The sequence below is a fragment of the Acinetobacter sp. YH16044 genome, from assembly GCF_013417145.1.
Classification (GTDB): Bacteria; Pseudomonadota; Gammaproteobacteria; order Pseudomonadales; family Moraxellaceae; genus Acinetobacter; species Acinetobacter amyesii.
In genome coordinates this window covers 194,327-213,493 of the sequence record NZ_VPEK01000001.1, presented here as the reverse complement: position 1 = coordinate 213,493, position 19,167 = coordinate 194,327, and the positions used below count along the sequence as shown (strand labels likewise).

General features: G+C 40.1%; 16 protein-coding genes and 5 tRNA genes. 16 read left to right on the top strand and 5 right to left on the bottom strand.

Annotated features, from left to right (window positions below):
- Positions 1-192: 192 nt before the first annotated feature.
- From lldD to lldP, 3 genes are read right to left on the bottom strand one after another with little or no spacing between them, the layout of a single operon-like run.
- Positions 193-1,344 (bottom strand): FMN-dependent L-lactate dehydrogenase LldD, encoded by a 1,152-nt coding sequence (gene lldD / locus FTV38_RS00930; protein ID WP_180020794.1) that lies wholly within the window; start codon positions 1,342-1,344, stop codon positions 193-195.
- A gap of 2 nt (positions 1,345-1,346) precedes the next feature.
- On the bottom strand, positions 1,347-2,090 hold the full coding sequence (gene lldR / locus FTV38_RS00925; protein WP_180020792.1) for a transcriptional regulator LldR: 744 nt from the start codon (positions 2,088-2,090) through the stop codon (positions 1,347-1,349).
- Between the two features lie 32 nt (positions 2,091-2,122).
- Positions 2,123-3,790, bottom strand: a complete 1,668-nt coding sequence (lldP, locus tag FTV38_RS00920; RefSeq protein WP_171256696.1) for an L-lactate permease — start codon at positions 3,788-3,790, stop codon at positions 2,123-2,125.
- Positions 3,791-4,409: 619 nt separating this feature from the next.
- On the opposite strand from lldP, the gene argG reads away from it, so the two are divergent.
- Positions 4,410-5,753 carry an argininosuccinate synthase gene (argG, locus tag FTV38_RS00915; RefSeq protein ID WP_180020790.1) on the top strand — a complete coding sequence of 448 codons (1,344 nt, stop codon included), beginning with the start codon at positions 4,410-4,412 and terminating at the stop codon, positions 5,751-5,753.
- 82 nt (positions 5,754-5,835) lie between these two features.
- Here argG and FTV38_RS00910 read toward each other — a convergent pair whose 3' ends face one another.
- Positions 5,836-7,092: a diguanylate cyclase gene (locus FTV38_RS00910; RefSeq protein WP_180020788.1), complete on the bottom strand. Its 1,257-nt coding sequence runs from the start codon at positions 7,090-7,092 to the stop codon at positions 5,836-5,838.
- Between the two features lie 152 nt (positions 7,093-7,244).
- On the opposite strand from FTV38_RS00910, the gene pyrC reads away from it, so the two are divergent.
- From pyrC to FTV38_RS00835, 15 genes are all read left to right on the top strand, one after another.
- Entirely contained in the window at positions 7,245-8,279 is a 1,035-nt protein-coding gene (gene pyrC / locus FTV38_RS00905; RefSeq protein ID WP_111885770.1) for a dihydroorotase, read from the top strand.
- Positions 8,264-8,923: a ribonuclease T gene (gene rnt, locus FTV38_RS00900; RefSeq protein WP_078192915.1), complete on the top strand. Its 660-nt coding sequence runs from the start codon at positions 8,264-8,266 to the stop codon at positions 8,921-8,923. The genes pyrC and rnt overlap by 16 nt, the downstream gene beginning before the upstream one ends.
- 20 nt (positions 8,924-8,943) lie before the next feature.
- A tRNA-Glu gene (locus FTV38_RS00895) sits at positions 8,944-9,019 on the top strand.
- A gap of 205 nt (positions 9,020-9,224) precedes the next feature.
- Entirely contained in the window at positions 9,225-11,762 is a 2,538-nt protein-coding gene (locus tag FTV38_RS00890; RefSeq protein WP_180020786.1) for a TonB-dependent receptor plug domain-containing protein, read from the top strand.
- Positions 11,763-11,822: 60 nt separating this feature from the next.
- Complete coding sequence (locus tag FTV38_RS00885; protein WP_180020785.1) at positions 11,823-12,161, top strand: hypothetical protein; 339 nt, start codon at positions 11,823-11,825, stop codon at positions 12,159-12,161.
- A 96-nt stretch (positions 12,162-12,257) separates the two neighbouring features.
- Positions 12,258-12,659, top strand: a complete 402-nt coding sequence (locus FTV38_RS00880; protein WP_180020783.1) for a hypothetical protein — start codon at positions 12,258-12,260, stop codon at positions 12,657-12,659.
- Positions 12,656-13,423: a hypothetical protein gene (locus FTV38_RS00875; protein ID WP_180020781.1), complete on the top strand. Its 768-nt coding sequence runs from the start codon at positions 12,656-12,658 to the stop codon at positions 13,421-13,423. Before FTV38_RS00880 ends, FTV38_RS00875 begins: the two co-directional genes overlap by 4 nt.
- 65 nt (positions 13,424-13,488) lie before the next feature.
- Entirely contained in the window at positions 13,489-13,641 is a 153-nt protein-coding gene (locus tag FTV38_RS00870) for a hypothetical protein (protein ID WP_168379378.1), read from the top strand.
- Positions 13,642-13,769: 128 nt separating this feature from the next.
- On the top strand, positions 13,770-15,200 hold the full coding sequence (locus FTV38_RS00865) for an amino acid permease (RefSeq protein ID WP_180020779.1): 1,431 nt from the start codon (positions 13,770-13,772) through the stop codon (positions 15,198-15,200).
- A 191-nt stretch (positions 15,201-15,391) separates the two neighbouring features.
- Positions 15,392-15,467 (top strand) — tRNA-Glu (locus tag FTV38_RS00860).
- Positions 15,468-15,590: 123 nt separating this feature from the next.
- Entirely contained in the window at positions 15,591-17,009 is a 1,419-nt protein-coding gene (locus FTV38_RS00855) for an amino acid permease (protein ID WP_078189154.1), read from the top strand.
- A 109-nt stretch (positions 17,010-17,118) separates the two neighbouring features.
- The gene (locus tag FTV38_RS00850; RefSeq protein WP_180020777.1) at positions 17,119-18,024 is read left to right on the top strand and encodes an alpha/beta fold hydrolase; all 906 of its coding nucleotides are present in this window, start codon (positions 17,119-17,121) and stop codon (positions 18,022-18,024) included.
- A gap of 132 nt (positions 18,025-18,156) precedes the next feature.
- A tRNA-Glu gene (locus FTV38_RS00845) sits at positions 18,157-18,232 on the top strand.
- Between the two features lie 24 nt (positions 18,233-18,256).
- A tRNA-Glu gene (locus tag FTV38_RS00840) sits at positions 18,257-18,332 on the top strand.
- Positions 18,333-18,389: 57 nt separating this feature from the next.
- A tRNA-Glu gene (locus FTV38_RS00835) sits at positions 18,390-18,465 on the top strand.
- Positions 18,466-18,531: 66 nt separating this feature from the next.
- Here FTV38_RS00835 and FTV38_RS00830 read toward each other — a convergent pair.
- Positions 18,532-19,131 carry a YiiX family permuted papain-like enzyme gene (locus tag FTV38_RS00830; RefSeq protein WP_257228617.1) on the bottom strand — a complete coding sequence of 200 codons (600 nt, stop codon included), beginning with the start codon at positions 19,129-19,131 and terminating at the stop codon, positions 18,532-18,534.
- Positions 19,132-19,167 lie beyond the last annotated feature (36 nt).

The following is a 19,167-nucleotide window of genomic DNA, read 5'->3' as shown; positions in this document are numbered from 1 at the left end:
TTTGTTTATATTTAGGAATTAACCTTCGGTTCGACCTACTTTTCTTTTGGGAAAAGTAGGCAAAACCATTGTCATCTGCAAAACTCGTCAAATACTTTCTGATAAATATTATCTTCGCAGAAACATTACTTTAAATATGTAAGTCTGCCTCGAACAATTGCAGATGACATTTACGCGTATCAAAGTTAACGGCTAAGCCAATTCGCGCTCTAAACGAACCAAGCAATCTTCTGTAATATCTGCAATGGTTTTCGCGCCCGTTAAAGTCATGGCAACACGCATTTCTTTATCAATCAGTTCTAAAAGATTTGAAACGCCCGCTCCACCCGCAGCACCTAATGCGTAAACAAAAGCACGACCGAGCATACAGGTGTCCGCACCCAACGCCAGCATACGTACCACGTCTAAACCATTACGAATACCCGAATCCGCAAGGATTTTAATATCGCCTTTTACTGCATCGGCAATTGGCGGCAATGCACGCGCTGAAGATAAAACACCATCGAGCTGACGGCCACCATGGTTTGACACCACGATGCCATCTGCACCAAAACGCACAGCATCTTTGGCATCTTCAGGATCAAGTATGCCTTTAATGACCATTGGGCCATCCCAAAATTCACGAATCCACTCAAGGTCTTTCCATGAAATCGATGGGTCAAAGTTATTCCCCAACCAGCCGATATAATCTTCTAGACCTGTTGGTTTGCCCAAGTATTTAGAAATATTCCCTAAGTCATGCGGACGACCTAATAAACCCACATTCCACGCCCAGTGTGGGTGGAAACACGACTGCATATAACGGCGCATTGCTGCATTTGGGCCACTCATCCCTGAGTGCGCATCACGGTAACGCGCGCCCGGAACAGGCATATCCACGGTAAACACTAAAGTTGAACAGCCTGCAGCTTTGGCACGTTCTAAGGCATTTTTCATAAAGCCACGGTCACGTAGCACATATAACTGAAACCACATGGGACGCTGAATCGCTGGCGCCACCTCTTCAATAGGACATACTGAAACGGTAGACAGCGTAAATGGAATGCCCTTTTTATCTGCAGCAACGGCTGCTTGAACTTCGCCGCGGCGTGCATACATCCCTGTTAAACCCACAGGTGATAAAGCCACAGGCATCGATAAAGTTTCATTAAACAGTTGGGTTTCTAGACTCAGCTGTGACATGTCATTTAGCACACGTTGACGCAACGCTATTGTTGATAAATCTTCTACATTACGCTTTAAGGTATATTCGGCATACGCCCCGCCATCGATATAATGAAATAAAAATGGCGGTAAACGACGACGTGCCGCTTCACGATAGTCATTGGCAGAAGAAATAATCATGCTTATATCCTGTTTAATCGACTGGCACGCTGACGACGAGCTTCTTCTTCATCAATCATGCGCACCTGTTGTACTACAAACTCAATGTGTCCACAGACTGCTTTACGTGCAGCTTCAGGATCACGACGTTCAATTGCATTCATGACTTGAAAGTGCTGATCATGCAATTGATCAAATCGGTGTGCTTCGCTATAAACTTTTCGACGACCTAAAACGACATTAAATTGCAACAGATCAAATAGACCACGCATCATCTGAATCAACACTAAATTATGTGAAGCTTCAGCAATTGCTAAATGAAATTTGGCATCTGCACGCGCTGCTTCATCGTCATTACCTAAAGCCTGAAAATGATTGATCTGATCATAATAATGTCGGATATGTGCCAAGTCCTCTGATGTAGCACGTTGTGCCGCATACCATGCAGTACCACCTTCCAAAATAATGCGCGCCTCTTGCACATCAAAACGGTAGGCAGGGTCTTCACTAATCAAACTGCTGATGGGCTGCACAATTTGATAACTCGACCAAGTCGCTGGTAATTGCTTTAAAAAAGTCCCCGCACCGACTTTACTGACCAACACGCCCATGCTGGTCAATTGAGAAATCGCTTCGCGTAAAGAGGTGCGTGAGACGCCTAGTTGTTCACACAGTTTCCGTTCAGCAGGCAGACGATCTCCAACTTGCATATTGCTTTCTTCAATCAATACACGAAGACTTTGAACAGTTTTATCAGAGACTTTCATCTGCTTTCCTTAACGTTGTTACACAATGCGTGTTATGGAATCATCCAAGGGAACACATAAGCTTGTAGGGTGATTAAAATCCCCATCATGATTGTGAACGTTATACTGTGTTTTACTGTAAAACGGAATAAATCAGACTCTTTACCCACCAAACCAACTGCTGCACATGCAATTGCAATGGACTGGGGTGAAATCATTTTTCCTGTCACACCACCACTGGTATTGGCAGCAACGAGTAATACTTCTGGCACACCAATTTGCTGTGCAGTGGTTGCCTGTAATGCAGCAAATAGTGCATTGGCTGACGTATCTGAACCCGTAAGAAAGACACCAAGCCATCCTAAAAATGGTGAGAAGAAAGTAAAGGCTTGGCCTGTATGCGCAAGTGCTAATGCCAATGTTGCTGACATCCCAGAATAGTTGGCGATAAATGCAAAAGCCAAGACCATCCCAATCGAATAAATTGGAATTTTTAATTCATTAATGGTTTCACCAAAGGTCACTATCGCGTCTTTCGGCTTCATTTTTAAGAAAATAATGGTAATGATCGCAGCAATGACAATTGCCGTACCTGTTGCCGAAAACCAGTCAAATTTATAGATGGCATCGTAGTCCTTCATTTCTGGTACGACAGGTGGCATCTTTTGAACCAATTGATGTAAAAATGGCACTTTGATCGAAATAACTAAATCATGTAAGGCACCGTCTTTAGTAAATAAATCCTTAAACGGTTTAATACTCCAGATCGTAACCATCACCGTTAAGATCGCAAATGGCGACCACGCTTTTGCAATTTGACCCAAGCTATATTTTTGCTGTTTTTGTGCAGCAACATCTTCACTCATCGTCGCATCTTGATCTGCAAAGCGAAAAATATGTTTAGGCTGCCAATATTTAAATAAAATCGTTAATGACACTAAAGAGGCAATCGCCGCGGTAATATCTGGTAATTCAGGACCGACAAAGTTCGAGGTTAGGTACTGTGCAATCGCAAAGCTACTCGCGCCAACCACAACTGCAGGCCAAGTTTCCTTCACACCGCGCCAGCCATCCATAATCGCCATAATCCAAAACAGTACAATCGGCACCATAAATGGCAGCTGTCGACCAACCATCTGACTGATTTCCATCGTATCAACACCAGACACTTGTCCAGCAACGATAATTGGAATACCCATCGCACCAAAAGCCACTGGCGCAGTATTGACGATCAGACAAAGACCTGCCGCATATAAAGGCTTAAAGCCTAAACCTACCAATAGTGCTGCGGTAATCGCCACAGGGGCACCAAAGCCCGCCGCACCTTCTAGGAAAGTACCGAAAGCAAAGCCAACTAACAGCATCTGTAATCGTTGATCTTCAGTAATGGAAAGAATCGAAGAACGGATGATGTCAAACTGCCCTGTTTTGACTGAAATTTTATACAGGAACACCGCACCAATAATGATCCATGCAATCGGCCATAAACCGTAGAAGAAACCGTAGACCATCGAAGCCAATGCCATAAGCGCAGGCATGTCATAGGCAAATAAAGACACCAAAAGTGCCAGTACAACGGTGATCGTACCTGCCACACTGCCTTTTAAACGAAATACAGCAAGCGCCAAGAAAAAAAAGATAATCGGAATGAGCGCAATTAAACTTGATATCCATATATTCCCCATTGGGTCATATATTTGCTGCCATTGAAGCATTGTCATCTCCTTGAAATGCTTACTAAGATTTAATTATTGAGCAATATCAGCATGTGGTCTTTTTATCATTGGTATGACCAATATAAATATTAAACACATAAAAACTCATACTATTGCTGAAATACTCCGCAATTTTTAATTATTTCAACTCAATCATTCAAGCTTTTCTTGTTTTTGGTATGACCAATATAAAATACAAAAACATTATTTTTCCGTTTAAAAACCTCCATATCAACTTTTAAATATCTGTTTTGTATTTATTATTTACAACTAAACTTTATAAAATATACTTTAGTCTAATAACCACGCTTTGTTTGACCTCAGTCTCATTTCAATGAAAAGCATAAAAACCAAATTAACCCAATAATGGTATGACCATTAATTTAAATCAAATAGATTTCTTTATATTTACATCCTATTCCATTCAGAAAACGCATTTTCCGCCCGCAAAAACTGGATGAAGTATTCACCAATAGATTTCAACGATCATTTTTTTCCACCTCATCGCTTGTATCTCATGATTTTTTAGAAAAACCCCGCAGAAAAGTGCTACAATCGCGCACATATATGTATTCTTTCAGGCCACCCATTCTCGGTGCCTATATTTATATCGTTAGGATTAACAATGACTGATAATGCAACTATCTTGCAGAATGTCCCAGTTGGCAAAAAAGTTGGTATTGCCTTCTCTGGTGGTCTAGATACTTCAGCTGCGCTTTTGTGGATGAAACAAAAAGGTGCGGAACCTTATGCTTACACAGCAAACTTAGGTCAACCTGATGAAGACGACTACGATGCGATTCCAAAAAAAGCGGAAGCGTATGGCGCAGTTAAAGCTCGCTTAGTTGATTGTCGTTTACAACTTGCTTTAGAAGGTATTGCGGCTATTCAATGTGGCGCTTTCCACATTTCAACTGGTGGTATGCCTTATTTCAACACGACTCCTCTTGGTCGTGCAGTTACAGGTACGATGCTTGTAACCGCAATGAAAGAAGATGACGTAAACATCTGGGGTGACGGTTCGACTTATAAAGGTAACGACATTGAACGTTTCTATCGTTATGGTCTGTTGACTAACCCATCGCTAAAAATTTACAAACCTTGGTTAGACCAAACTTTCATTGACGAGCTAGGCGGCCGTGCAGAAATGTCACAGTTCCTGATCGACAATGGTTTTGACTACAAAATGTCAAAAGAGAAAGCGTACTCGACTGACTCAAACATGTTAGGTGCGACTCACGAAGCAAAAGATCTTGAATACCTTAATGCGGGTATCAAAATCGTAGACCCAATCATGGGCGTTGCGTTCTGGAAAGATGACGTAGAAGTAAAAGCTGAAGAAGTTTCTGTAACTTTCGAAGAAGGCTTCCCTGTTGCATTAAATGGCGAACGCATCGAAAACCCAGTTGAGTTCATTCTTGAAGCTAACCGTATCGGTGGTCGTCATGGTCTAGGTATGTCTGACCAAATCGAAAACCGTATCATTGAAGCAAAATCTCGTGGTATCTACGAAGCTCCGGGTATGGCACTTCTTCATATCGCTTATGAACGTTTAGTGACTGGTATTCATAACGAAGACACCATCGAACAATACCGTATTAACGGTCTGCGTTTAGGTCGTCTTCTTTACCAAGGTCGTTGGTTCGATTCTCAATCATTAATGCTTCGTGAAACTGCGCAGCGTTGGGTTGCTAAAGCAATCACTGGTACTGTGACTTTAGAACTTCGTCGTGGTAATGACTACACTATTCTAAACACTGAATCTCCTAACCTCACTTATGAAGCTGAGCGTTTAACTATGGAGAAAGGTGACTCTATGTTTAGTCCTGCTGACCGTATCGGTCAATTGACTATGCGTAACTTGGATATCACAGATACTCGCGCTAAATTAGGTATCTACACAAACTCTGGCTTACTTGCAGTAGGTACAGGTTCTGCAGTGCCTCAATTAAAAGACAAAAACAAATAAGATTTGTTGAGTCATAAAAAACCGCGCATTTTGCGCGGTTTTTTATTGCCGATTTCAGAGAAGTTCTCAATTTTATTAAACATTAAGCCACATGTGCTGAACGAATCGACTGATAGTAAATTTGATTCCGGCCTAATTGTTTCGCACGATACAACGCCTGATCGGCAATATTTAACAGTTCATCCTTCGTCATATTTTCAGCACGATATACCGTAATACCCAAACTAATAGTGACGTGATTTGAAACCTGTGATTTGGCATGTGGAATTTCTAAACGATCGATTGCTTTATAAATATTTGACGCTACCGCATAAGCACCATGCGCATCGGTTTCAGGCAATAAAACCACAAATTCTTCACCCCCATATCGCGCTACAAAATCCATATGTCGAATGGCATTTTTAATGGTTTTGGCAATGGTTGAAATTACATCATCGCCTTTTTGATGACCGTAGAAATCGTTATAGTTTTTAAAATGATCAACATCGATAAATAGCACAGCAAGCGAGGTGTTATTACGTCGAGATTGCTCATAAAAGGTATCAAGCATTTCATCAAAAGTACGTCGATTTGAAATCTTGGTTAATTCATCATGCTGACTTAAATGCAAAAGCTCAGTGGTATGAATACGATGGATTTTTTCACTAATATCCGCGCGCAGCATATTCAAAAATATCATCCGTTCACGCGCACAGAGCATCTTACTGATTGCAAAACCCAATACACAGCTTCCAATCAGTACACGCCCCAACACCATCACATCAAATTTCACTTCTAATGAAAAAAGCATCAACATGGTGACCACAGCAGCCAACAATCCAGACATCAACATTTGGACCGGTTTTACCCCCGTCAAAATATAGCTCAAGATGTAAATCATACAAAGGATCATCATGGCCTGATGTTTAAGTGCTTCGGTATACACGGTCATGGTGAGCCAAGACATTGAAATAACAGCCCAAAACACTACAAACATACTGGCATGTGAAAAATAAGGCTTCAGACGGTCGTAACGGGCAAAGGTATATAAAGCCAAAAGACACAGCGCACCATTGAGCTGACCAAGCAAACAACGAATAAAATCATGCACAAAATGCTGTTGATTAATTATCCAGTAATCTCCGGGAATGATCAGCATCGTGAGCACAAAGTAGATCAACACTCCCATCCAAAAAAAATGACGTATGTTGGTTTGCGCACGATCGAGGTTTAAAGTCCAAAATTGAGTTTCCAGTTTTTTAGGAAACATTTCCCCTACACGACGAGTTTGCCGTGTAATCAGTTCCTCTATTTTTTCTTTATCGTATTGCAACTTTGCAAGGTTATACTTGTATTCCATTTCCAAGCATTTATCTAATTTTTTTAGTCATTTAAAAATACCACAATTTTTATTCTTTATTTATATCTGTTCAGTCATTTGTACATAAATCTCGTTACCATTTTCACATTATTTGCATTATCATTTGTTTTATTTCCAAGCTTGGAATCGCTGTGAATACGATTACTCTTCTTCAGCCAGATGATTGGCATGCACATTTACGTGACGGTCTAGCCCTAAAGCGTACAGTTCCTGATTTAGCACAACAATTCTCTCGCGCGATTTGTATGCCAAACACCGTACCACCGGTAAAAACCGTTGAAGAAGCAAATGCATACCGTGAACGTATCATGGCACATGTTCCTGAAGGCGTTCACTTTGACCCGCGCATGGTGCTCTATTTCACAGACAACACACCTGCAAGTGAAGTTAAAAAAATTAAAGAATCTGAGCATGTTAATGCCATTAAGCTCTATCCAGCAGGTGCAACCACGAACTCGGACAGTGGTGTCAGTGACATTAGTAAAGTATATGGTGTGATTGAGCAACTCGAAGAACACCAAGTGCCATTACTCTTACATGGTGAAGTGACGCATAACCATGTCGATATTTTTGACCGTGAAAAACGTTTCCTTGATGAAGTACTTTCTCCACTGTTAAAACAGTTCCCTAAATTAAAATTGGTGCTAGAACACATCACCACAAGTGAAGCTGCGCATTTTGTATTAGAACAAGACCGTAATGTCGCTGCGACAATCACACCGCAACATTTATTGTTTAACCGTAATGATATGTTGGTGGGTGGTATTAAACCGCATTTCTATTGCCTACCGATATTAAAACGTCAAACCCATCAGCAAACTTTGCTTGAAGTCGCGACCAGTGCGAACCCTAAATTTTTCTTAGGTACAGACAGTGCGCCGCACTCAAAAAATGCTAAAGAAAATGCATGTGGCTGTGCAGGATGTTATAGTGCACCAACAGCAATTGAGCTATACGCTCAAGCATTTGATCAAGTCGGTAAAATCGACCGTTTAGAAGGTTTTGCAAGCCACTTTGGTGCAGACTTCTACGGACTCCCTCGAAATACCAATACCATTACTTTGGTAAAAGAAGATCAAGTGATCCCTGAAAGTTTAGACTACTTGGATGGCGAAAAAATTATTCCGTTGTATGCGGGTAAGACCATCCAATGGAGAAAAGTGTGACAGATGAAACTCGACCAGTCATTGGTCAACGTTTCCGTGGATTCTTACCTGTTGTAGTCGATGTCGAAACAGCAGGTTTTAATTCACAGACCGATGCCTTACTGGAAATAGCAGCTATTCCTATTGTGTATGATGCAGAAGGTAATTTTGTACCGGGTGAAGCCCACCATGCACATATCAATCCGTTTGAAGGTGCCAACCTTGACCGTCGCTCACTGGATTTTATTGGTGTAGATCCATTTAATCCGATGCGTATGGCCATGGCTGAAGATGAGAAATCAGCATTAAAACGTATTTTTAAGTCAGTGAATGAAGTACGTCGTCAACAAAACTGCACTCATGCTGTTTTAGTTGGTCACAATGCCCATTTTGATTTAGGGTTTGTACAGGCAGCTATTGCACGTACAGGAACAAAAAATCAAAATCCTTTCCATAGTTTTTCCGTATTCGATACAGTGACTTTGAGCGCTGTAATGTTTGGACAAACTGTGCTGGCAAAATCATGTATTCAAGCTGGTATTGAGTTTGATGGTAAAGAAGCACACTCTGCACTTTACGATACTCAGAAGACCGCAGAACTGTTCTGTTATATTTTGAACAAACTCGGCCCTCACCTACTTGACACTATGATGGCGGATCAATAAGATACCGCCATCTTCTAAACGTCCCTATCGTCTAGAGGCCTAGGACATCGCCCTTTCACGGCGGTAACCGGGGTTCGAATCCCCGTAGGGACGCCAATTTTTATTCAGACTTTCTCCAAGCTGAATATTCAAGTCTATTGAATACACATCACCACCTCTACTGATTAGTTAAAATTTTCATTCACTGAAATCGCTGTGTATTAAAAAAACACCTATTGCAAATAATTCTCATTTCTATTGATTATTTTTGTAAAGTTAATGATAATCGCTATCGTTTTTATCTGCATAATTATTGACAGCCATGCGCTTTGCCTATTCTCCTCTTAATATCGCAATTTTGACTGCTTTAGCATCTCAAGCTTATGCCAATGAAATTGATTCAACTCAAGTTATTCAAAGCAATAACCTTAAAATGACGCCGATTGAAGTTGAAGTCAAAGCCAAGCAAGAAGTAGGTAAAACCGTATACACCAAAGAAGATTTAGAAAAAACGCCGAATAGCTCGAAAAATATCACAGACTTTTTAAAAGTTAATCCAAATGTGCAGTTTAGCCGTGAACAACGTTCTGCAGATTCACAGGCTGAGCTACGACCATCCGAGATTTCTATTAATGGCGCGCAAACTTACCGAAATAAATTTGTAATTAACGGCGTCAATACCACCAATAACATTGACCCTCTGGCAAGTGGCGACTCCTATTCAGGCAAGCTTGATGGTGGCTCACAAGGGATGGCCCTAAATACCGATTTAATTTGTAAATTAGAATTGATCGATAGTAATGTTTCTGCAGCATACGGCGAATTTACAGGTGGTGTAGTTAATGCTGAAACTTGTGCCCCAAATACTGAAATTGGCAAAATCCACGGCTCCGTTACTTACGACTACACGGAAAGTGATTGGTCACGTTATCATTTTACCGATGAAGAAGAAGCTGCAGAGTTTGAAGATCCAACATCATCAAATAATAAAGAATATAAAAAACACGGCCTAAGCCTGAACCTATACAGCAAACTCTCTGAACAATGGGGCATCAATAGTTATGCCTCTAAACGTGAATCTATCGTACCAGTAATGAGTGGTTTAGAAGATCGCAGTAAAGTCAAAAGTGAGCGTAATAATATCAACTTAGGGACTACCCTTTTTTACACACCTTCGGACACAACCAAAGCGAAGTTTGGATTTGATTTAGGGGATTTGGACAGTCTAAATTTCGTTGATAAGCGAATAAATTCAAAAAGCATTAGCAATACTGAAACACTGACATTCTTTGGTGAATTAGAAAACAAACTCAATAACTCGACATTAAAGCAAAATATTAGCTATCAAACGCTAAGCCAAGCACGTGAAAATGATTCAACTACCGGCATTCTTTGGAAGCAAACACCAACTAAAAACTGGAGTTCCAATCCTGGTGAAGGTGCCACAAGTAGTGATATTGAATTACACCAAGATACATTTTCGTATAGTCTAAAAAATGCGTTTGATACCATTCAGATTGGCAACAGCATGCAACAATTAAGCTTTGGTATGGGCTATGACTATTCTAAAGTTGCATGGGAACGGCCTAACGATGCCTATATGTATAATCAGCCTAAGACTTTTACATCTAGTTCAGGCATTAGCTGTACGGCAGGTGATATTCTTTGTGATGAAGCAACGGATGAAAATAACTATCAAGGCCAATATCAAACAAATGGCAAGTATTATCAAAAAGGTAAAGTTAATATTGACCAACAACGTGTGCATACCTTCATTGAAAACACATCGACTTGGGATAATTTTTCAGCGCGTTTAGGTTTACGTGCAGATTATGATAGCTTATCGAAAAATTTAAATATTGCACCTCGTACTGCCTTTAACTATAAACCGCTAAAAAATGATCTTCTGTCCTTCACTACGGGATGGAATCGATATTATGCAAACTATACCTTAGCCACTGAACTGCAAGATCAACTTGCATTTTTGGAATACAATTTAAAACGCACAAAAAATCAAACTGAAGACTATTGGACTCAAACTGGGTTATCAGATTTAATATTAGCTAATTCCAATATTCAACGTGCCAATTTAAAGACCCCTTATGCTGACGAAATTGTGTTTGCCATTAATAGCCAAGTTAAAAACTGGAACCTTGGTCTGAAATGGGTGAATCGTGATAGCAAAGATGAAATCACAAAAAATCGTTTTATTGATCCAACAACCAGCAACACCATCGATCATTTTGAATATAGTAATAGTGGTAAGGCAAAAGCTGACATTTACACACTCACACTCAGAAATACGCTGCCAGTCGTATATAAAAACTCTCTGCACGGGTTTAACTTTGGCTTTGATTACACTGAATCAGAAAAAAATTATTTAGACTATTCTGAGTCATATAACGTTAACAGTAATACGACTGCTGAAGATCGCGATATTATCTTTAACGGCAGCCTCATCCAATTTAATGAACGTCCTGTTGAAAATTTCAATCAGCCTTGGACTGCTCGTTTTGGTTGGGACATTGAGTTTTCAAATTTACCATTAAAGATTAATAACTTTTTAAGCTACAACTCTGAATATAAAGATACGTATAAACTAAAAAACAAAGTTGAGCATGATGGTGTCCTGTTGGAAGCCTATGCTACAGATACGATTAGACCTCGATTTAGTTGGGATATGCGTACCACTTATGATTTCAATTTCGCTAAAGACCTCAAAGCAATATTCGGTTTAACCATTAACAATATTACCAATCGACATAATATCTATACCACCCCAGGTATTAGTGAGTCGACCAACAGACTTAGATCTGAAATTGGGCGACAGTTCATTGCTGATGTCACATTTAAATTTTAAACTTTCCCCTATCAAGAGCGCCTCAAAACGCTCTTGATTCATTTTCAAATAGAATAAAACATGAAAAAAATAATCTTAATCTTTGGCCTGTGCCTAGTATGTCTCGGTATCTTCATCTACATTTTTAGACCAGAAGCCAGCCTACCGATAAATCCTTCAAATACTGTTGAGCACGATGCCAATCATACAAATCAAACAGCATTGAATGATGACCAAGAATCTTCTATTCCCAAAACCAACGATCGTGACACTCAAATACAAGCGAAAAAAACAAAAAAATTGAGCGAAGAAGCAATACAGTATTATCGAACAGCAACCAAATACGGTTGGGAGTCAATCGTTCGTGATTTTGAAAATGGAACCATCCTAAAAAGCAAAATGCCTAAAGGGGAAAAATAAAAACTTTGCGAAATTGCACTGAGTCTAAGTACTGCCGATCAAACCAAACGCTTATTTAAAGCAAATTGCAAACCACTCAATGGCCGTTCATCCTCTATGATTATTAATTGCGCATTAACCAATGCAGAAGGCAAAATAGATCAAAACGAAATCATTGAAAAATTAAAACTCTACAAGTCGGAAAATGTTTTACAAACACACGTTACGTATAAATTTGGCCCGTATGAAGAAAAAAGCTCTTTGCAATCTAAAACAATTGGTTGGGGGCTTGAAGACGTTTCTGATTATTTGCTGAGTATTGGTGTCGATTACACGGGCGTGGATGGTAATTTAATTTTAGACAATATCAAAGGCCGTAACCCTTCTGTGAGTTTGGTTCAAAAACTACTGAATGCAGGAATCGAGCCCAATAGTAACGTTTATAAACAAATGGAACAGAATGACTTTTCAACCAAATATCCTGACGTTTACAATTTATTAAAAGCACACAAACCATGAAAAACATCGTTATTACCAGCTGCCTGCTAATGAGTATGCATTGCTTTGCAAATGCTCCAGTGCCACAAAATCACGCTACCAATGCACCATCAGTGAAAAACATTCACGACTTTAAAAAGATCAAAGGGATGACAAATGATGCATCTCGTTATTATAAATTTATAAACATATATGGTTGGTCAGCCATAGTGCAGGAATTTGAAAATAAAAATATTCAAAACAGTAAAATGAAAAATAAAGAAGTTAAAAAAATGTGTGACACAGCGCATCTTATACTTCCACTTCAAGATATCAAGCGACTGATTGCTGCTGATTGCAAACCCAGCTCAAACGATGTGACTTTTAACACCATCAATAGGATTTTAAAAAATGGCGATGGTTCTATTAATGAACAAGAAATTATTGCCAAATTAGAATTTTATAATGCATTAGGATTATTAAAAACACATCAAACATACGGCCGTGGCTATCGTGCAGAAACATATAATTTACTCTACAAAGCTGCCGGTTTTGGTTTGCCTAATGTTTTTGATTATCTACTTAATATTAGACTCACAGTAAAATATACCGATGGTAACTTACTGAATACACATTTTGATGGTCGCTCCCCACAACTCGCTTTAACCCAAAAAATTTTAAAACTGGGTGTTGAGCCAAATGCTTCAACCATCACGATCATGCAACAACGGAACTTTAAACAACACTACCCCGACATTTACCAAGTCATCCTGTCCAATCTAGAACAGAAAAACCGTAAACTTTAATTAATTACAGCCTGACTGGTTTTGTTTATACTTCAGCTTGATCTATTTTGATGTAAGAACACCCTATGTTTAAAAAGTTGCTCTTGGTTTTAGCCATCTTATTTCCATCTGCACTCTATCTGTATATTGTGAGCCGCGATGACAACAAAGCCCCTGTAGCTGAACAAACTCAAGTACCTGCAACTTCTGAAGCTGAGTATCAGACTCCTGACCATTAATCCAATGGTCAGCACTAAAGATTTAAATTTTAGATCAGTATTATTACATTATAAGAAAAATTCGATTTATCAATCATTTCACTGCATTCAATCATAAAATATACCTTTCGTTCAATTTTCTTTTCACTATGCATTCTCCCTCTGAACCTTCGCAACACTCGTCTGCTGAAGGTAAAAGTCCATCGCTTAAACGTGCGATGACGACTCGACACCTTGTGATGCTCTCACTTGGTGGTGCAATTGGTACTGGTTTGTTTATGGGTTCAGGTGAAGTTATTTCACAAGCTGGGCCTTTAGGCGCTGTTCTTGCCTATATTATTGGCGGTCTAATCGCCTACATGGTCATGCTTTGTTTGGGTGAACTTGCCGTACATCTACCTGTTTCTGGTTCTTTTGGTGCTTTTGCGACAAATTATATTGGCCCGGGTACCGGCTATATGGTGTCTTGGATGTACTGGTTGGGCTGGTCTGCCACCTTAGGTACAGAATTTACTGCGGCGGCTATTTTGATGCAGGAGTGGTTTCCACAAACCTCTATTTGGCTATGGACACTGATCTTTGCAGCTGGCGTACTGATCTCTAATTTAAGCTCTACACGTGCATTCGCAGAGTCAGAATTTTGGTTATCCATGGTGAAAGTTGCAACAGTGTTGATTTTCATCATCCTTGGTTTTGCCTGCATCTTTGGTTTCGTGCCTTTCCAAGGCTATGAATCAGCTCCAATGTTCCACAATTTGACTGAACATGGTTGGCTGCCAAATGGTTTGTTCCCACTGTTTGCCACGCTATTGATCGTGAACTTTGCCTTTAATGGTACGGAGATGATTGGTATCGCTGCAGGTGAAACTGAAAGCCCTGAAAAGAATGTACCTAAAGCCATCCATGCTGCGGTATGGCGCTTAATCATTTTCTTTGTCGGCACTATTATCGTCATCAGTTCCCTGTTGACCTATACCGATGCAGGTTTAAATGTCGGTGGACATGGCGGATTAAGTAGTAGTCCATTCGTTTCCGTATTTAACCTGATGGGCATTCCCTATGCAGAAGACTTAATTCGTTTCGTCATTATTACGGCTTTACTGTCTACAGCTAACTCTGGTTTATATGCTGCATCGCGTATGATGTGGGCACTGTCTGCACAAAAACAATTACCAAGTGCTTTCGGCAAATTAAGCAAAACAGGTGTGCCTTATATTGCTGTATTGGTCACTATGATCGGTGGTTTACCAGGTCTATTGTCAGAACAATTTGGCGCAGATGTGATCTTCAAGAACTTGATGGGGGTTGCCGCTTTCACCATGGTGATCGTGTGGATGAGTATTTGTTGGAGTCAATTTAACTTCCGTCGTCAATGGTTGAAACAAGGTCATAGCGTGTCAGAACTTAAATTCCGTACACCATGGTTCCCACTAGTTCCAATTCTTGGCTTTGTCTGCTGTACCGCAACAGGTTTAAGTATGGCCGCAGATCCTGAAATGCTTTCAGGCTTTATTGGCTGCCTGATCTTTATGGCGGCATGTTATGCAGGTTATTATTGGTTATATCATAATCAAGATTAAGCTTATTTAATGATTAATCTTTAAAGCGAATCCAAAGCCATTGGGTTCGCTTTTTTATTTTCACAGCCTTTCTTTTTTACAATTTATTAATCGTTGATTTATATGTATAAATAACAGACAAATGAGCTGAAATTTAAATTTTTTCTTTGACTCACATCATGTTTATTCATACTATGACAGCACCTCAAAACGTCCCTATCGTCTAGAGGCCTAGGACATCGCCCTTTCACGGCGGTAACCGGGGTTCGAATCCCCGTAGGGACGCCAATTCTTCTGTCAGTGCTGACAAACTTAAAGTTTATTTATCTATAATTTATATTAATTGATTGCATCATCATTGCATTCTTCTCTACAATTACTCGCTTCATTATTTGATTCTCCTTTTTCTCTATGCAGTCATCTCATTCTCCGAATGATGCTTCGCATCAGGGCAATTCTGCGCCGTTAAAACGCGCTATGAGTACTCGACATCTGGTGATGATTTCGCTTGGCGGCGCAATCGGTACTGGTTTATTTCTTGGTTCGGGTGAAGTCATTGCACAAACGGGGCCTGTAGGTGCCATTATTTCGTATTTTTTAGGCGGTATTATCGCCTATATGGTGATGCTTTGCTTAGGCGAGCTCGCTGTACATATGCCTGAATCTGGTTCATTTGGCGCTTATGCTAAACGCTATATCGGACCGGGTACGGGTTATACCATCACTTGGCTGTATTGGCTGACATGGTCAGTAACGCTAGGAACTGAATTTACTGCTGCTGCACTTTTAATGCAGGAATGGTTCCCAGACAGCTCTATGTGGATGTGGACCCTAATCTTTGGTGCTTTTGTATTCTGCTTGAATATGATTTCAACCAAATGGTTTGCTGAATCTGAATTTTGGCTAGCCTTAGTCAAAGTGATTACCGTTGTTGCCTTTATTATTTTGGGTCTATTGGCCATTTTTGGTGTTTTAGGCTATCGAGGCTATGAAGCTGCACCGCTGTTTAGCAATCTCACTGCACAAGGTTGGTTCCCTGAAGGCTTGTTCCCAATCTTCGCTACAATGTTGATTGTGAACTTCGCATTCTCTGGTACTGAGCTGATTGGTGTTGCTGCGGGTGAAACCAAAGATCCAGCGAAAAATGTACCTAAAGCCATTAACACGGCGATTTTCCGCTTGTTGATTTTCTTTGTGGGTACCATTGTTGTTATTACTGCATTATTGCCCCATCAAGAAGCTGGCTTATCTGCCGAAGGTGTAAGTAGTTCACCTTTCGTAACAGTATTCCAGCACATTGGTATTCCTTATGCAGAAGACATCATCCGCTTTGTCATTATCACAGCCCTACTTTCTGCTGCAAACTCAGGTTTATTTGCTGCATCTCGAATGATGTGGTCATTGTCCTATAGTAAGCAATTACCTGCGGTGTTCTCTAAAGTGAACTCACGTGGTATTCCTTATGTTGCCGTGATTGTGACCATGATCGGTGGTATGCCGGGCTTACTGTCTGAGCAATTTGCACCAGAAACCATCTTCAAAAACTTGTTAGGTGTCGCGGCATTTACCATGGTGGTGGTATGGATGAGTATTTGTTTAAGCCAATTCAACTTCCGCCGTCAGTGGTATAAAGAAGGCAAAACTGCAAAAGATTTAGCTTTTGCTGCACCACTCTTCCCAATCGTGCCGATACTCGGTTTTGTATTTTGTCTTATTACCTGTATTAGTATGGTATTTGACCCAGAAATGTTAACTGGCTTTATCTGCTGTATGATCTTCATTGTGGCGTGTTATATCAGCTACTACACCTTGTATCACAACAAAGATTGATCTGCGTTGTCATACCAAACACGATAAAAGAGTAACTTCGGTTGCTCTTTTTTTATGGCTATATTTTAATAAAAGTAGAATAAAAACTGATCCGTCGATGAGGTGCAATATGCAAATCATCTTTATCCATGGCATGAATCAACAGCGACAAACTGCACGTTCGCTCGAACAGCATTGGCTTGCACTGTTGTCTCAAGGCTTAAAGCAAAGCCATCAAGAGACTTTTTTATCATATATACAGCACCATATGCGCATGCCTTTTTATGGAGATTTACTCACGCGTTATCATTTGCAGAATATGCTTCAAGCCAGCACCTTGACGCCTCAAACGTGGCCACATTTTCCGTTTATCCATCGTACTGAACTCCTAGAAAAATCACCAAAAGTACTTGAGCATCACGCCGTACAAAACAATCTACCTGACATCACCCTTAATGATGCTATTGGATTAAGCCAATCATTCAAATCGATCACTGCACTTGGCAAAGATCTTGCGCTACGCGATTTTGCAGTTTTAATGAATTATTTCCCAAAATTACATGCCACACTTTTGCATAAATTTTTGGTCGAAACTTATCTCTATTTATCTAATCCACACTTTATTCAGGCAGTTCACACTCGTCTGCATGAGCAATTACATCAAACGAAACCTACCCTGTTGATTGCACATTCATTAGGTGGCGTGATTGCGTATCATTTTTTACTGCTACATCCTGAACTCAACATACAGCGCTTTATCACCTTAGGCTCACCTTTGGCTTTTCGTGTCATCCAAGCCCACTTACCTCAGCCTTTACAGCGGCCTGATGCAATTTCAGGCGATTGGTTAAACTTTTATTCACATGATGATTTTCTCAGCGCTTTTCCACTGAGTCAGGCACCATTTGATTTTCAACCCGCCATTATTAACCAACAAATTCAGACATCAATTGAACACCCTCACGATATTGGCGGATATTTAACGCATCCAGAAGTTATTGCTACAATCTTACAAGTGTTGAAAAAATCGACATAAATAATGTATTTTTCAAACATTTTTAGCAAATTGTTTTAATTTTATGCACTCAACAACAAAAACTGAATTTATTTATAGAAAAGCGTTTGACACCCCCCGATTTTCACCCTAATATACGCCCACCTCTGAAACGTCCCTATCGTCTAGAGGCCTAGGACATCGCCCTTTCACGGCGGTAACCGGGGTTCGAATCCCCGTAGGGACGCCAATTTTCAGAAGTACATTTTATTAAGTCCCTATCGTCTAGAGGCCTAGGACATCGCCCTTTCACGGCGGTAACCGGGGTTCGAATCCCCGTAGGGACGCCATTATTTAGTCTTAAACTTTGACTAAAATAACCGGTTTTAAAATTTACTTTCTGTACTGTCCCTATCGTCTAGAGGCCTAGGACATCGCCCTTTCACGGCGGTAACCGGGGTTCGAATCCCCGTAGGGACGCCATATTCGAGTCAGTTTTAACTACTCATTAAAAAGCTCAAGCATTGCGACTTGGGCTTTTTTATTGCCTTAATTTCTAAATATTTCTTTTAATAGTTTTGAATCATAAATGGCCTTAGGGGCAATCACCTGCTCATTCAGCGGAATTTTTTGACCATAGCGCTGCCGCATTAGACGCTGTACTTCATTTTGTTTTAAATCAAATTGTTTCAGTTGTTGTAATGGAGAAAGTTCGATTCCTAAAGCATGCTGATAAGCTTTCCAAACAATTTCAGAACAGTAAATTGCACGATCATCCCATTCAAAATAAATATCATAGGGTTTGCCCAAGTACTTTTCTGCATTTTGTACCAGCTTCGTTTTCTGCTGCACATTTAAGGGTTGTTTGAGCCTTTTCACCACATAGTGAGCATTTTCCCCACGCGTGATCCATTGATTTAAAGTGGTGTATTGCACAGGTTGAATGGCTTCAAGCACCCACGTTTGGTTATTTTTATTTACGATCATACCCATGTGACTATAGGGCGAATGTGTGGCCTTTTGAATGCTTAAACTTTGCTGTGACTTTGAGATATGAAAAATAATATCTCCCGTCTGAAATGTAGACTGAGCATAGAGGGCAGAACTGAGCCCCGAAAGAATGACCGTTAATATTAAAATTTTAGACATTTTTATTTTAAGCAATATTGATATGAATGAAGGCAA

Excerpts from the sequence above, each read along its gene's own strand:
- FTV38_RS00890 (WP_180020786.1), top strand. The coding sequence starts at position 9,225 with ATGCGCTTTGCCTATTCTCCTCTTAATATCGCAATTTTGACTGCTTTA.
- lldD (WP_180020794.1), bottom strand. The coding sequence starts at position 1,344 with ATGATTATTTCTTCTGCCAATGACTATCGTGAAGCGGCACGTCGTCGT.
- FTV38_RS00830 (WP_257228617.1), bottom strand. The coding sequence starts at position 19,131 with ATGTCTAAAATTTTAATATTAACGGTCATTCTTTCGGGGCTCAGTTCT.
- FTV38_RS00910 (WP_180020788.1), bottom strand. The coding sequence starts at position 7,092 with ATGGAATACAAGTATAACCTTGCAAAGTTGCAATACGATAAAGAAAAA.
- argG (WP_180020790.1), top strand. The coding sequence starts at position 4,410 with ATGACTGATAATGCAACTATCTTGCAGAATGTCCCAGTTGGCAAAAAA.
- FTV38_RS00875 (WP_180020781.1), top strand. The coding sequence starts at position 12,656 with ATGAAAAACATCGTTATTACCAGCTGCCTGCTAATGAGTATGCATTGC.
- lldP (WP_171256696.1), bottom strand. The coding sequence starts at position 3,790 with ATGACAATGCTTCAATGGCAGCAAATATATGACCCAATGGGGAATATA.
- FTV38_RS00865 (WP_180020779.1), top strand. The coding sequence starts at position 13,770 with ATGCATTCTCCCTCTGAACCTTCGCAACACTCGTCTGCTGAAGGTAAA.
- rnt (WP_078192915.1), top strand. The coding sequence starts at position 8,264 with ATGGAGAAAAGTGTGACAGATGAAACTCGACCAGTCATTGGTCAACGT.
- FTV38_RS00880 (WP_180020783.1), top strand. The coding sequence starts at position 12,258 with ATGATTATTAATTGCGCATTAACCAATGCAGAAGGCAAAATAGATCAA.
- FTV38_RS00855 (WP_078189154.1), top strand. The coding sequence starts at position 15,591 with ATGCAGTCATCTCATTCTCCGAATGATGCTTCGCATCAGGGCAATTCT.
- lldR (WP_180020792.1), bottom strand. The coding sequence starts at position 2,090 with ATGAAAGTCTCTGATAAAACTGTTCAAAGTCTTCGTGTATTGATTGAA.
- FTV38_RS00870 (WP_168379378.1), top strand. The coding sequence starts at position 13,489 with ATGTTTAAAAAGTTGCTCTTGGTTTTAGCCATCTTATTTCCATCTGCA.
- FTV38_RS00850 (WP_180020777.1), top strand. The coding sequence starts at position 17,119 with ATGCAAATCATCTTTATCCATGGCATGAATCAACAGCGACAAACTGCA.
- FTV38_RS00885 (WP_180020785.1), top strand. The coding sequence starts at position 11,823 with ATGAAAAAAATAATCTTAATCTTTGGCCTGTGCCTAGTATGTCTCGGT.